We start from the raw sequence: 13,289 nt of genomic DNA, 5'->3' as shown, positions 1-13,289 counted from the left end.
TCTCCCCGCGGAGTGAGGCGCCTCGGCGGTATCCGCCCCCGCGCGATGAAGGGTGACCCGGCGGCCACCGCTCTCCGCAGGCGAAGGGCGCCCCGGACTCGCCGCTCTCACCACGGTGACAGGACGAGTCCCTGCAGCAGGAGCCCGGCGGCGGCCTGGGCGGCGAGCCACCGGCGTCCGGGGACGACGGCGGCGGCCAGGGAGACCCAGATCGCGTAGGGGACCCAGATGCGCTCGACCTCTCCCCTGGTCACCCCGCTGACGTCGAGGGCGAGCACGGCCACCGCCGCCGCCGCGACCGGCACGCCGATCCGGTCACGCGACCGCCGTGCGGGACCCGTCATGGAGATGAGACCGCGCGGGAACCGCCCCTCGCCGGTCACCGGAGTCGCGCCGGCCACCGGAGTCGTGACGGTGGCCGGCCCGGTGGCCGCCCGGCCCGCCAGGACGGCCAGCCCGGCGGCGGTCGCAGGTCCGGTCAGCAGGGCGAGCACCGCGAGGTTCGCGACGAGGAAGTACAGGTAGGGGCGGGCGGCCCCGGGATCGGCGGCCCACTCCGCGTGGGTGGCCGCCACACCGGCGGGCCACAGGAAACCCCCGGCGGCGAAGGCGGCCGTCACCGCCGCCGCCCCCGCCAGGCAGGCGACCGCGACCACGCGGGTGATCCGTACGGCGACGGCGGCGGCCACCGGGACCAGCAGATACGGCACGAGCCCGTAACTGAGGTACGGCAGGGCCCCGAGCAGCACGCCCGCCGCCCCGCCGCACAACGCTCCGGTGACGGCCCGCGTCCCGCCGCGCGACGCCCCCGCCGCCCCCGACGCCCTCCGGACCTCATCGGGGGACGTCCCCGCGGTCTCCCGGTTCCCGTCGCGCCGCGTCCCCGCGGCCTCGGTCCCCGCGGTCACGGTCTCGCCGCGCCGCGTCCCCGCGGTTCCCCGGGCCCCGCCGTACACCAGCAGCGCCACGCCCCAGGCGCCCACCCCGGCGAAGAAGGCGTCCATGGTCGTGGCGATCCAGACGGCGGCCGGGGTCAGCGCGAGGTACGGCAGGGCACGGCGGGCCGTCTCCTCCCCGGCGAGCCGCCGGACGGCCAGCGCGACGGCCACGGTCGCCGAACAGCCGGTCGCGACGGCCAGCAGCGCCGCCGGGAGCGGGCCCGGCAGTCCTGCCCGGGCCAGCGCCCACAGCACCAGCACGGGCAGCGGCGGGTGCCCCCGTACATGGGTGGGATAGGCGGGCAGCCGCTCGGTGAAGGACGCCAGCCAGCCGAGCGGGTCGTCGCCCACGACGGGCAGCACGGCGAGATACTCCTGCCGGTGGGTGAACGGCCAGGCGAGCCCCTCCCCGGAGGACGCCAGCAGCACCGCCCAGGCGAGGGCCGCGCCGTACGCGACGAGGAGGGCCGCGCCGAAACGCAGCCGCGTGACGAGGACCGGGAGCACGGCGACCGCGAGGACGGCGAAGGCCAGCGGCGGCAGCAGCGCGGCAGACGGTACGCGGAAGTGCCCGTGCAGCGGCGGCAGGTGGTCGATGCGCAGCACTCCGGCGGCGTGCAGCACGGCCCCCGCCGCGAACGCCGCGACGATGAGCACCGCCCATACGGCGAGAGCCTTACCGGCGGAACCGGAACCGGAACCGGAACCCGAGCCCGGCCCGCCCGCCGAGCCGCTCCCCGGACGGACGCCCGGATCGGGAACCGGCGCACCGGGAGAACCTCCGCCCGGACGGTCTTCGAGGCCGGATCCCGAGCCGCCTCCCGAACCACGTCCCGAGGTGGTTCCCGGCTGGGACGGGCCACGTCCCGAGGCGGTCCCCGCGCGTGAGGGGTCGCGTTCGCCACGCGCGTTCCCGCGTCGCCCCGGAAAGTCGATGATCATTTTTTCAGCGTAGGCGCGGACCGGTCCTCCGCCCGGGACACGTCATCACACCGTAAGAGTTGGCGGCCTCCGGCGGACCTAACGTCGCAGGCATGAAGATCGATGTGGTGCTCCCCTGCCTGAACGAGGCGGCGGCCCTGCCCTGGGTGCTGGAGCGCATGCCGTACGGCTACCGCCCGATCGTGGTGGACAACGGCTCCACCGACGGGTCAGCGCGGGTCGCCGCCGAGCTGGGCGCGCTCGTGGTCACCGAGCCTCGGCGTGGTTTCGGGGCGGCGTGTCACGCCGGGTTGCTGGCCGCCACGGCCAAGGTGGTGTGCTTCATGGACGCCGACGCCTCGCTGGATCCCCGCCAGCTGCCGAGGGTGGCCGGGCCCGTCGTCTCGGGCGACGCCGAACTGGTGCTCGGCAGGCGGGTTCCGGGTCCGGGGGCCGCCTGGCCGCTGCACGCGCGGCTGGGCAACGCCTTCCTGGGGTGGCGGCTGGCACGCCGTACCGGCGTCCGGCTGCGCGACATCGGCCCGATGCGGGCCTGCCGGCGTGCCGACCTGCTGGGGCTCGGGCTGACCGACCGCCGTTTCGGTTACCCGCTGGAGATGGTCCTGCGGGCGGCGGACCAGGGCTGGCGGATCAGCGAGACGGGGGTGGACTACCTGCCCCGCACCGGGCGGTCCAAGGTGACCGGCACGGTGCGCGGTACGGCGCGTGCGGTCGCCGACATGCGGAAGGTCCTGCGCGGCGACGCGCACGACGCCCGGGACGACGGGCCGGTCAGGGTCGTGGCCCTGGTACGGAAGCAGGGCGCGTCCCCGGCTTCGGAGGAGGCCGCGCGGAAGGTGGCGAGCGGGGCGGGGGAAGGGGCGTGAACCCCGGGCGGAACGACGCGGACCCCGGGCGGAACGACGCGCGGCAGGAGGCGGACCCCGGGCGGAACGGCGTGCGGCGGGACGCGAGCCCTCGGTGGAACGGCGTGCCGGACGATGCGATCCCCAACGGGGGCGGAGGTCAGATCGTCGTCATCGCCAAGGAACCGCTGCCCGGCCGGGTGAAGACCAGGCTCACCCCGCCGTTCACCCCGGCGGAGGCCGCCGCCCTGGCCTCCGCCGCCCTCGCGGACACTCTGGACGCGGTGGCACGCGTCCCGGTGCGTCACCGGGTGCTCGCGCTGCGGGGCCGTACCGGGCCGTGGCTGCCGCCGGGGTTCACCGTGCTGCCGCAGCGGGGCGACGGGCTGGACGAACGGCTGGCGGCCGCCTTCGACGACGCCCACCGCGCTCACCCGGAGCCCGTCGTCCTCATCGGCATGGACACCCCGCAGGTCACCTCGTCGCTCCTGATGTCGGCGATGGATGAGCTGGTCAGGTGTGACGCGGTGTTCGGCGCGGCGGCCGACGGCGGGTTCTGGCTGCTCGGCCTGCGCAGGCCCGACCCCGCGTTGCTGCTCGGCGTCCCGATGTCCCTGCCCGTCACCGGAGCCGAGCAGTTGCGGCGGCTGCGGGCGGCGGGGCTTTCGGTGGGTCTGCTGCCCTCGTTGCGGGACGTGGACACCGCGGAGGACGCGGCGGCCGTGGCGGCGGAGGCCCCGTCGTCCCGCTTCGCCGCCGCCCTGGCCGGAATCCGTGTGGGAGCGACCCGATGACCCGTCGCCCCGGCCGTGTTCCGCACGGCAACGACCCGATGACCCGCGGCCCCGGCCCGGTTCCGCACGGCAACGACCCGATGACCCGCGGCCCTGGCCCGGTTCCGCACGGGAACGGCCCGGCGATCGGAGGGTCACGGTGATCGGAGGGCTCTACGAACGGTCGCTGGCCGGGGCCGAGGTGGAGGTGGAGTACGCCGACGGCCGTACCGCGCCGCTCGACGCCACCCGCTGGCTCGCCCCCATCGACGGCGACGAGGCGATGCTGTCCCGCTGCCACGGCCCGACCCTGGACGTCGGTTCCGGGCCGGGGCGGCTCACCGTCGCGCTCGCCCGGCGCGGGATCGCGGCCCTGGGCGTCGATGTCACCCCCTACGCCGTCCACCTCACCCGGCGCGCGGGCGGCCGGGCGATCTGCCGGAACGTCTTCGAGCCGCTGCCCGGAGCGGGCCGCTGGGCGACCGCGTTGCTGGCCGACGGCAACATCGGCATCGGCGGCGACCCGGACGCCCTGCTCCGCAGGGTCCGCGAACTGATCAGGCCGGGCGGCGAGGTGATCGCCGAGGTCCGGCCACCCGGTACGGCGGGCCGGGTCGAGCGGGTACGGCTGCGCGGACGCGAGCTCACCGGCACGTGGTTCGCGTGGGCCACCGTCTCCGTGTCCGACCTGGGCTCCCTGGCCGGGCGCACCGGCTTCACCCGCGTGGAGGCGTGGAAGGAGGCGGGACGGTGGTTCGCGAGCCTCCGCTGACACGACGCCCGCCGTTCTCTCCGGGGCTACGCCGGGTCGCCGGTCACCTGGGCGATCAGGACGCACGTGTCGTCGGCCTCGTTGCTGGGCACCATGGCGTCCATGACGGCCGTGAGCCGGTCGCGGAAAACCCGCGGCGTGGCCGGGGGCGGCGTCGCGCCGAGGGCCGGGACCACGGGCGGGAGGAGCGCGGCGACCGCGGACGGAAGCGCCGGCGGGAGCGGTGACGAGGCCGCCGGAGCCGGGCCGATCACGCCGGCCACCGCGCGGCTCAGCATGTCCAGGCCCTCGTACAGGTCGCCGCCGCGCTTCTCGATGAGCCCGTCGGTGAACATCACCAGCAGGTCGTCGGGGTGCAGCCGTACGGATCCGCAGGTGTAGGCGGCGTCCTCCGAGACGCCGAGCAGGACGCCCGGGTGCAGCAGGCGCTCCACCCGGGTGCCCCGGGCGAGGAGCATCGGGGGGTGGCCGGCGTGGGTCCAGCGCAGGGTCCGGTCGGCCGGGCGGTAGCGGGCCACGAGCGCGGTCGCGAGCACGTCGGGGCGCAGCCTGCACAGCATGCGGTTCAGCACGCCGAGGATCTCCGCCGGGTCGTGGCCGGCGAAGGCCAGGCCGGTGATCGCGTGGCGCAGTTTCGCCATGGCCGAGGCCGCGGGCAGCCCGTGACCGGCCACGTCTCCCACGGCGAGCAGCACCTCGCCGTCGTCCAGGGGGATCGCCTGGTACCAGTCGCCGCCCAGGTACGCCTCGGCGACGGCGGGCTGGTAGCGGGCGGCCACCCGCATTCCGGGCAGGACCCGGGGCTCGTCGGAGGCGGGCATGATGAGTTCGTGGAGACTGGCGGTGAGCTGGTTCTCCTTCGCCCGCCAGGCGCCGCCGTCCCCGCCTCCGGACGGCCCGGCGGCGGGTTCTCCCGCCTGGGCGGCTCCGGCGGGCTCAGGGGCCGGCGCGGCGTCGGCGACCGGCCGGGCCTTGGAGCCCGGCTCGCTCCCGGCGGCCGTTGCGGCCCTGGAGACCGGATCGGCCGTTGCGGCCTTGGGAACCGGATCGGCCGTTGCGGCCCTGGAGACCGGCTCGGCCGTCGTGGCCGGTCCGGCCCCGGGGGCCGTTTCGATGACGTCCGGCCCGCCGGGGAGCAGCAGGCGGCGTTCGTTGACGGATTTCAGGGTGGCGTCCTTCCATACGGTCAGGCGTCGGCCCGGAACGATCCGGGCGGCGGCGAGGCCCGCACAGGGATGTCAGACGGTGAAGTACGCGCGGACGGTGGTGCCGTCCGCGCCGGTGCGGATGCGAACGAGGTCGCTGAGCAGGTTGGTCATGAGCAGGCCGCGGGAGCCCTGCTGCCTGGCGGCGGCGGGTCTGCGGCCCGCGAGGAGGTCGACGATGTGACCGGTGTCGCTGACCTCGACGACCGCCCGGCCGTCCTCGGACCAGAGGCGCAGGGTCCCCGATCCTCCGCCGTGGTCGAGGCTGTTGGAGGCGAGCTCGCTGGCGATCAGTCTGAGGTCCTGGAGGCGCGTCCCGGAGAGCCCCATGCGGGAGGCGTGCTCGACGGCGAAGGCCCGCACCCCGGACAGGCCGGTCTCGTCGAAGGCGAGTTCGGCGGCGTTCCCGGGAGCGGGCAGCGGCCGGTTGTACGCCTGTACGGCGTACTCGGGCGCGTACTCCTCGCTGATGCGCAGCCCGGAGGCGTCCATGATGGCGGGATGGGTCATCCCGGCGTCGCGGATGACCTCGGGATCGAGCCCGTCGAGGTCGTACGGGCACAGGATGGTCACGTCCCGGCCCACGAAGGCGAGGTTGATCAGCGCCTCGTGCTGGACGCACGCGGGATACTCCGCGGCGGACCGCCCCGCCCAGATCGGCTCGCCGATGATGCGCACGCGGCGGCCGGGGTGAAGGTCGGCGAAGGCGGTCAGGATGGCGGGGATGATGCGCCCGGGGTTGCGGCCGGCCTCGTTCATGTCGATGAGACGCACCTGGGAGGCCGACTCGCCCAGCTCGTCGCGGATCAGCCGGAGGTTCCGCTCCGGCACGGCCACCGCGACGGGCTCGCCCGCCTCCAGGCCCCCGAGCACGAACGGCACGGTCCCCTGGAGATACTGCCCGCTGCCCCGGTAGAACAACGCCGGGTGGACGAACGGGTCCGCCTCGGTCGTCGCGGTGGTGGTGCTCATGGGGTCTCCACTTGGATCGGGGAGGGGTCCGGCCCGATCAGGGTGAGTACGGATCGCAGGCAGTAGGGGGAGTGATGCAGGTACACCTTCTTCCCCGAAGGAAGGCTGCGGGCGGCCTCCGTCAGCAGCCAGACTCCCCGGACGTCGATGAACGTCAGCTCGGAGAGGTCGAGGTGCATGTCGTCGCCGCCGAGGGTCAGGCCGCCCAGGGCGTCCGCCCAGGGTTCCCTGGTCGTCCGGTCGATCTCACCGCTCACCTTCAGGCGGATCGGCGCGGTGAGCACGCTGATCCGCAGCCCGTGGAAGGACTGCTCACGTGCGTCGTGCGGAGGAAGGACGGCTCCACCGGATGGGGGTTGTCCACGCGGTCTCGCACCCGGCCAGATCGACATGATGACCACCCTGAGGTTGATGATGGGCACCTCCAACGTACCCGCTATCCGGTATGAGGTCGAAGGGCTGGAACGCGGAGTGTCACCGAAATGGATCGATCCCGCTTCGTCCCTCTTCGCCACCGGCGGCCCCTCCAGCATGGGCGAACAAATGATCCTTTTCAGCGGTATCGGGGAGGAGCTGCAGGCCATACCGATGATTACCCAGCCCGCTGCCCGCTATGCGAACGATTTCCCCTATGCGAAAAGATGGGACGCATGCGAATTCTGATCATCGGCGGAACCCGGTTCGTCGGCCGGCACATCACCGAGGCCGCGATCTCGGCCGGGCACGAGGTCTCCCTTCTGCATCGCGGCAGGACCGGAGCGGACCTCTTCCCCGAGGCCGAGCACCTCGTCGCCGACCGCGACGGTGACCTGTCGCTCCTGCGGGACCGCGGGTGGGACGTCACGATCGACGTCACCGCGTACGCGCCGTCGCAGGTCGAATCCCTCGCGTCGGTCCTGACCACCGGCCAGTACGTCTTCGTCTCGACCTGCGCGGTATACGCCGCGCCGAAGGCGCCCGGATACGCCGAGGACGCGCCGCTGGCCGAGACCGACGGCCTGACCTCGGAGGAGGTGACCCCCGCGTCGTACGGCCCGCTGAAGGTGCTGTGCGAGCGGGCCGCGATCGAGCTGTTCGGCCCGGCCACGCTGATCGTCCGCCCGACGTACGTCATCGGCCCCCACGACCACACCGGCCGGTTCACCTACTGGGTGAACCGGATCGCCCGCGGCGGCGAGGTCCTGGCCCCGGGCGACCCCTCCGACCCGATCCAGGTGATCGACGGGCGCGACATGGCCGCCTGGATCATCTCGATGGCCGAGCGGGCCGCCGCCGCCCGGGCCGCCGCCGGAGCCGCCACCGGGACCGCTCCCAGGACCGCCGCCGGGGAGGAGGGGCAGGCCGCCGGAACGGACCCGCTGGACGGCACGGGCGTCTTCCACGCGGTCAGCCCGGCTCCGCCGTTCACCTTCGGCGACATGCTCCAGGCGATCGCGGACGAGGTCGCCCCGCCCGGTACCACGCTGACCTGGGTCGGGGAGGATTTCCTGCTGGCCGAGGGCGAGAACGGCCGGTCGCTGCCGCTGTGGTCGGGCGGCGGTGACCGGGGCGCGCTCAACACGGCCGACCCGGCCGCCGCCAACGCCGCCGGGCTGGCGCCCCGCCCCCTGGCCAGGTCGGTGCGCGAGATCCGCGAGTCCGAGGCGGGGTACGCCACGGGCAACGAGATCACCCCCGAGCGGGAGGCGGAGCTGCTGGCCAGGTGGCGTTCGCGTTCCTGACCCCTCACTCGCCCAGGTCGCGGGCGGCGTTGTCCAGGCAGTTCGCCAGGGCGTCGAGCTGCTCTCCGGTGACGGTGTCGCCGGAGAGCGACTCCGGCAGGTCCCGGCGGCGCGCGACGACCAGCGGCCGGTGGTCGTCGTCGATCTGCCCGCTCACGAGGACCAGGCACTCGCCGCGGACGAACACCAGGGCCGTGTCGGGGTCCTCGGCCTCCAGCAGCTGCCGGACGCACTCGCGGTCGACGAGCGCCATGAGCCACCTCCCCTCGCCGGTGACCTGGCCGTACCCGGGCTTCTCCCCCGCCTAACGACCGTTCGGGTCAAGCCGCCGCATCCGGCTCACGACCCCCGGCGTTCGCCGTTCGCCGTAAGAGATCACCGATAGGAGTTCGGAAAATGAGTGAGTGAGTCACTCACTCATTCGCTATGGTGGCCGCGTGATCTCCTCCTCACAGCGCGCCGCGCCCCTCCCTCCCGAGGAACGGCGAGCCTCCCTCATCGAGTCCACCCTCTCCCTGATCCTCGACCACGGCCCCGGGGTGAACACCCGGCAGATCGCCCAGGCGGCCGGCGTGGCCGAGGGCACGATCTTCCGGGTCTTCACCACCAAGGACGAGCTCGTCGACGCCGCCGTGGCCAGCGCCTTCGACCCCGCCCCACTGGTGCGCGATCTCGACGCCATCGACCGCTCCTCCCCGCTGGAGGCCCGGCTCGCCGCGGCGATCCGGGTCCTGCAGCGCCGTGCGGCACGCATCTTCCGGCTGGCCGACGCGCTGGGGGCGGCGGGCCCGGCCGCCGCCCACCACCACCGCCAGGCCTGTACCGAGGAGGGCGTCACCGTCCAGCGGGCGCTCGCCGACCTGATCTCTCCCGACCGCGTCCTGCTGCGCCACGAGCCGTACGAGACGGCGCGGCGGCTGCAGCTGCTGACCGTCGCGTGCAGCCATCCCCTGCTCACCGAGGGCGACCCGCTGCCGCCCGAGGAGATAGCCCACCTGCTCCTGCACGGCGTCCTCGTCCCGGAGCACGCCGCCCGCCCGGCGGGAACGGGCGACGCCGGCGAGACCGCGCGCCACGCCGTCGGCGCCGCGCCGAGTGCGGCCCCGGACTACGCCTCCACCGGGGAGGGCCCGTGCTGATCCGGCTGCTCCGCACCCATCTCCGCCCCTACACCGGTTCCCTGGCCGCCGTCGTGGCGCTGCAACTCCTCGGCACCATCGCCTCGCTCTACCTGCCGAGCCTGAACGCCGACATCATCGACCGGGGCGTCGCCACCGGCGACACCGGCTACATCCTCACCACCGGCGGCTGGATGCTGGCCGTCTCCCTCGTGCAGATCGCCTGCTCCATCGCGGCGGTCTACTACGGCTCCCGCTCGGCGATGGGCTTCGGCCGCGACGTCCGCGCGGCCGTCTTCCACCGGGTGGGTTCGTTCTCCGCCCGGGAGGTCTCCCAGTTCGGCGCGCCGTCGTTGATCACCCGCAGCACCAACGACGTGCAGCAGGTCCAGATGCTCGTGGTGATGTCCTGCACGATGCTGGTCGCCGCGCCGATCATGGGCGTCGGCGGCATCGTCATGGCGCTGCGCCAGGACATCGGCCTGTCGTGGCTCATGCTGGTGTGCGTCCCGGCCCTGCTGGTGTCGATCGGGCTGATCATCTCCCGGATGGTCCCCCAGTTCCGCGCCATGCAGGACCGCATCGACACGGTCAACCAGGTGCTGCGCGAGCAGCTCACCGGCATCCGCGTCGTGCGCGCCTTCGTGCGCGAGCGGGAGGAGACCCGGCGGTTCGCCGGGGCCAACGAGGCGCTGACCGCCACCGCGCTGCGCGTCGGGCGGCTGACCGCGCTCATCTTCCCGACCGTGATGCTGATCCTCAACGCCTCCAGCGTCGCCGTGCTGTGGTTCGGCGCCGCGCGGGTGGACACCGGCGAGATGCAGGTCGGCGAGCTGACCGCGTTCCTGATGTACCTGATGCAGATCCTGACCTCGATGATGATGGCCACATTCATCTCGATGATGATCCCGCGCGCCTCGGTCTGCGCCGAGCGCATCGCCGAGGTGCTGGACACCGAGTCCTCGGTCGTCCCGCCCGCCGACCCGGTACGGCAGGTGCGCGGCCACGGCGAGCTGGAGATGCACGACGTCGGGTTCCGCTACCCAGGCGCCGCGTCCCCGGTGCTGTCCGGCATCTCCTTCCGCGTCGAGGCCGGCCGCACCCTCGCCGTCATCGGCAGCACCGGCTCGGGCAAGACGACCCTGCTGTCGCTGGTCCCCCGGCTCTTCGACGCCACCTCCGGCACGGTGTCGGTCGACGGCGTCGACGTGCGCGACCTCGACCCACAGGTCCTCTGGCGGCGTATCGGCCTGGTGCCGCAGAAGCCGTACCTGTTCACCGGCACCATCGCGAGCAACCTCCGGTACGGCAACCCCGACGCCACCGACGAGGAGCTGTGGGACGCCCTGGAGGTCGCCCAGGCGCGCGACTTCGTCGAGGCGATGCCCGAGGGCCTCGACGCCCCCGTCGCCCAGGGCGGCACGAACGTCTCCGGCGGGCAGCGGCAGCGCCTCGCCATCGCCAGGGCGCTTGTCCGGCAGCCGGAGATCTACCTGTTCGACGACTCGTTCTCGGCCCTCGATCTGGCCACCGACGCCCGGCTGCGCGCGGCCCTGCGTCCGCGCACCGCGGACGCGGCCGTCGTCATCGTCGCCCAGCGCATCTCCACCGTCGCCGACGCCGACCAGATCGTCGTCCTCGACGACGGCGTGATCGCCGGCATCGGCACCCACGAGGAGCTGCTGGCCTCCTGCCCGACATACGTCGAGATCGTCGAGTCCCAGCGAGCCGTGGAGAGCCCTGCATGAGCAACCGGTCCGTGTCCCCCGCCTCCCCGGCCGCGCCGGCCCCGCCGGGAGCCGCTCCCGCCGCCGCCTCGGCGACCCCGGCGGCCCCCGCCGCGGCCGCGGCCGCCTCTCCCGCGGCCGCCCGTCCCCGCCCCCCGATGGGCGGCGGGCCCTTCGGGCGCGGCCCGTTCGGCGGGATGCCCGCCGAGAAGTCGATGGACTTCGGGCCGTCCGCGCGGCGGCTGGTCCGGCGTCTGGCCCCCGAGCGACCCCGGATCATCGCGGTGATCCTGCTCGCCGTGGCCAGTGTGGTGTTCTCCGTCATCGGCCCGAAGATCCTCGGCCGCGCCACCGACCTCATCTTCAGCGGCGTCATCGGCGGCCGGCTGCCCGCCGGGACGACCGTCCAGCAGGCCGCCGAGGCGGCCCGCGCGTCCGGTCACGGCGACTTCGCCGCGCTGCTCGCGAAGATGGACGTCGTCCCCGGCCGCGGCATCGACTTCGCCGCGCTCGGCACGGTCCTGGTCTGGGCGCTGGCCCTCTACCTCGCGGCGTCGGCGTTCGCCTGGCTGCAGGGCCACCTCCTCAACGACGTGGTGCAGCGCACCGTGTTCCGGCTGCGGTCCGACGTCGAGGACAAGCTGAACCGGCTTCCCCTGCGGTTCTTCGACGCCCAGCCGCGCGGCGAGCTGCTCAGCCGCGTCACCAACGACATCGACAACGTCTCGCAGACCCTGCAGCAGACGCTGAGCCAGCTGCTGACGTCCCTGCTGACCGTGGTCGGCGTGCTGGCGATGATGTTCGTGATCTCACCGCTGCTCGCGCTGATCGCGCTGGTGACCATCCCGCTGTCGACGGTCGTCACCGGGCAGGTCGCCAAGCGTTCGCAGAAGCTGTTCGTCGCCCAGTGGGCCCACACCGGCTCGCTGAACGCCCACATCGAGGAGGCGTTCACCGGTCACGAGCTGGTGAAGGTCTTCGGGCGGCAGCCGGAGGTCGAGGAGGTCTTCCGGGAGCGCAACGAGGAGCTGTTCAAGGCGAGCTTCGGCGCCCAGTTCATCTCCGGGATCATCATGCCGGCGATGATGTTCATCGGGAACCTCAACTACGTCGCGATCGCCGTCGTCGGCGGCGTGCGGGTGGCCACCGGCTCGATGAGCCTGGGCGACGTGCAGGCGTTCATCCAGTACTCCCGGCAGTTCACCCAGCCACTGACCCAGGTCGCCTCGATGGCCAACCTCCTGCAGTCGGGGGTGGCGTCGGCCGAGCGGGTCTTCGAGCTGCTCGACGCCGACGAGCAGACCCCCGACCCGGCCGAGCCCGCCCTGCCCGGGGTCCGGCGCGGCCGGGTCGAGTTCGAGCACGTGTCCTTCCGCTACGACCCCGACCGGCCCCTCATCGAGGACCTGTCGCTGGTCGCCGAACCCGGGCAGACCGTCGCGATCGTCGGCCCGACCGGCGCGGGCAAGACCACCCTGGTCAACCTCATCATGCGCTTCTACGAGCTGGACGGCGGGCGCATCACCCTCGACGGCGTCGACGTCACCGCGATGCGCCGTGAGGACCTGCGTTCGCGGATCGGCATGGTCCTGCAGGACACGTGGCTGTTCGGCGGCACCATCCGGGACAACATCGCCTACGGCGACCCCTCGGCCACCGAGGAGCGGATCCTCGCCGCCGCGCGGGCCGCGTTCGTCGACCGGTTCGTGCGCACCCTGCCGGACGGCTACGACACCGTCATCGACGAGGAGGGCGGCAACATCAGCGCCGGTGAGAAGCAGCTGATCACCATCGCCCGCGCCTTCCTCTCCGAACCGTCCCTGCTGATCCTCGACGAGGCGACCAGCTCGGTCGACACCCGCACCGAGCTGCTGGTGCAGCAGGCGATGGCCGCGCTGCGCGCCGACCGGACCAGCTTCGTCATCGCCCACCGGCTGTCCACCATCCGCGACGCGGACCTCATCCTGGTGATGGAGGAGGGCCGCATCGTCGAGCACGGCCCGCACGCCGAGCTGCTCGCCGCGCGGGGCGCCTACCACCGGCTGTACTCCGCCCAGTTCACCGGCGCGGCGATCCCGGACGAGGAGGAGGCCGCCGTCGGCTGAGCGGCCTGTGACCGACCGAGTCCTCCCGGGATGACCTCCGGGAGGACTCGGCTGCTCGCTCCGGTCACAGACGCCGATGCCCTGCCACGAGGGACTCCCGGCGGGGCATCGGCACTCGCGCCTCGGTGGGCGGGCCGTCTTCCGTTCCGTTCCCGAAATGGCTCTGCCGAT

13 protein-coding genes are annotated in these 13,289 nt (G+C 73.6%); 8 read left to right on the top strand and 5 right to left on the bottom strand.

The window, feature by feature from the left end; all coding sequences use genetic code 11:
- Positions 1–107: 107 nt before the first annotated feature.
- Complete coding sequence (locus ACZ6W9_RS25070) at positions 108–1,595, bottom strand: hypothetical protein (RefSeq protein ID WP_470119907.1); 1,488 nt, start codon at positions 1,593–1,595, stop codon at positions 108–110.
- Between the two features lie 377 nt (positions 1,596–1,972).
- On the opposite strand from ACZ6W9_RS25070, the gene ACZ6W9_RS25065 reads away from it, so the two are divergent.
- From ACZ6W9_RS25065 to ACZ6W9_RS25055, 3 genes are all read left to right on the top strand, one after another.
- Positions 1,973–2,746: a glycosyltransferase family 2 protein gene (locus ACZ6W9_RS25065; protein WP_389957340.1), complete on the top strand. Its 774-nt coding sequence runs from the start codon at positions 1,973–1,975 to the stop codon at positions 2,744–2,746.
- Entirely contained in the window at positions 2,743–3,519 is a 777-nt protein-coding gene (locus ACZ6W9_RS25060) for a TIGR04282 family arsenosugar biosynthesis glycosyltransferase (RefSeq protein ID WP_470119905.1), read from the top strand. The genes ACZ6W9_RS25065 and ACZ6W9_RS25060 overlap by 4 nt, the downstream gene beginning before the upstream one ends.
- Before the next feature lie 139 nt (positions 3,520–3,658).
- Positions 3,659–4,270: a class I SAM-dependent methyltransferase gene (locus ACZ6W9_RS25055; RefSeq protein ID WP_362945693.1), complete on the top strand. Its 612-nt coding sequence runs from the start codon at positions 3,659–3,661 to the stop codon at positions 4,268–4,270.
- A 26-nt stretch (positions 4,271–4,296) separates the two neighbouring features.
- Here the strand turns inward: ACZ6W9_RS25055 and ACZ6W9_RS25050 are convergent, their stop codons facing one another.
- The 3 genes from ACZ6W9_RS25050 to ACZ6W9_RS25040 form a co-directional block, all read right to left on the bottom strand.
- A complete protein-coding gene (locus ACZ6W9_RS25050) occupies positions 4,297–5,091 on the bottom strand; it encodes a PP2C family protein-serine/threonine phosphatase (RefSeq protein ID WP_389957348.1) in 795 nt (264 codons plus the stop codon).
- Positions 5,092–5,508: 417 nt separating this feature from the next.
- A complete protein-coding gene (locus ACZ6W9_RS25045) occupies positions 5,509–6,447 on the bottom strand; it encodes an anti-sigma factor RsbA family regulatory protein (RefSeq protein WP_470119902.1) in 939 nt (312 codons plus the stop codon).
- Positions 6,444–6,869 carry an STAS domain-containing protein gene (locus ACZ6W9_RS25040; RefSeq protein ID WP_389957354.1) on the bottom strand — a complete coding sequence of 142 codons (426 nt, stop codon included), beginning with the start codon at positions 6,867–6,869 and terminating at the stop codon, positions 6,444–6,446. Before ACZ6W9_RS25040 ends, ACZ6W9_RS25045 begins: the two co-directional genes overlap by 4 nt.
- Between ACZ6W9_RS25040 and ACZ6W9_RS25035 the strand changes: the two genes are divergently transcribed.
- Both ACZ6W9_RS25035 and ACZ6W9_RS25030 read left to right on the top strand, forming a co-directional pair.
- On the top strand, positions 6,859–7,110 hold the full coding sequence (locus tag ACZ6W9_RS25035; RefSeq protein ID WP_389957357.1) for a hypothetical protein: 252 nt from the start codon (positions 6,859–6,861) through the stop codon (positions 7,108–7,110). The genes ACZ6W9_RS25040 and ACZ6W9_RS25035 overlap by 11 nt on opposite strands.
- Entirely contained in the window at positions 7,098–8,168 is a 1,071-nt protein-coding gene (locus tag ACZ6W9_RS25030) for an NAD-dependent epimerase/dehydratase family protein (RefSeq protein ID WP_362945680.1), read from the top strand. The genes ACZ6W9_RS25035 and ACZ6W9_RS25030 overlap by 13 nt, the downstream gene beginning before the upstream one ends.
- 4 nt (positions 8,169–8,172) lie before the next feature.
- Here ACZ6W9_RS25030 and ACZ6W9_RS25025 read toward each other — a convergent pair whose 3' ends face one another.
- A complete protein-coding gene (locus ACZ6W9_RS25025; RefSeq protein ID WP_389957363.1) occupies positions 8,173–8,421 on the bottom strand; it encodes a hypothetical protein in 249 nt (82 codons plus the stop codon).
- Between the two features lie 184 nt (positions 8,422–8,605).
- On the opposite strand from ACZ6W9_RS25025, the gene ACZ6W9_RS25020 reads away from it, so the two are divergent.
- Genes ACZ6W9_RS25020 through ACZ6W9_RS25010 form a run of 3 tightly spaced genes read left to right on the top strand, consistent with a single transcriptional unit; the run spans position 8,606 to position 13,118 of the window.
- Positions 8,606–9,307 (top strand): TetR/AcrR family transcriptional regulator, encoded by a 702-nt coding sequence (locus ACZ6W9_RS25020; protein ID WP_362945675.1) that lies wholly within the window; start codon positions 8,606–8,608, stop codon positions 9,305–9,307.
- The gene (locus ACZ6W9_RS25015) at positions 9,301–11,034 is read left to right on the top strand and encodes an ABC transporter ATP-binding protein (protein WP_362945672.1); all 1,734 of its coding nucleotides are present in this window, start codon (positions 9,301–9,303) and stop codon (positions 11,032–11,034) included. Before ACZ6W9_RS25020 ends, ACZ6W9_RS25015 begins: the two co-directional genes overlap by 7 nt.
- The gene (locus tag ACZ6W9_RS25010) at positions 11,031–13,118 is read left to right on the top strand and encodes an ABC transporter ATP-binding protein (RefSeq protein WP_470119898.1); all 2,088 of its coding nucleotides are present in this window, start codon (positions 11,031–11,033) and stop codon (positions 13,116–13,118) included. Before ACZ6W9_RS25015 ends, ACZ6W9_RS25010 begins: the two co-directional genes overlap by 4 nt.
- Positions 13,119–13,289: the final 171 nt, after the last annotated feature.

The organism is Streptosporangium sp. NPDC053982 (assembly GCF_055585205.1).
The sequence above is the reverse complement of the archived record's forward strand: the minus strand, read 5'-3'. Positions and strand labels throughout refer to the sequence as shown.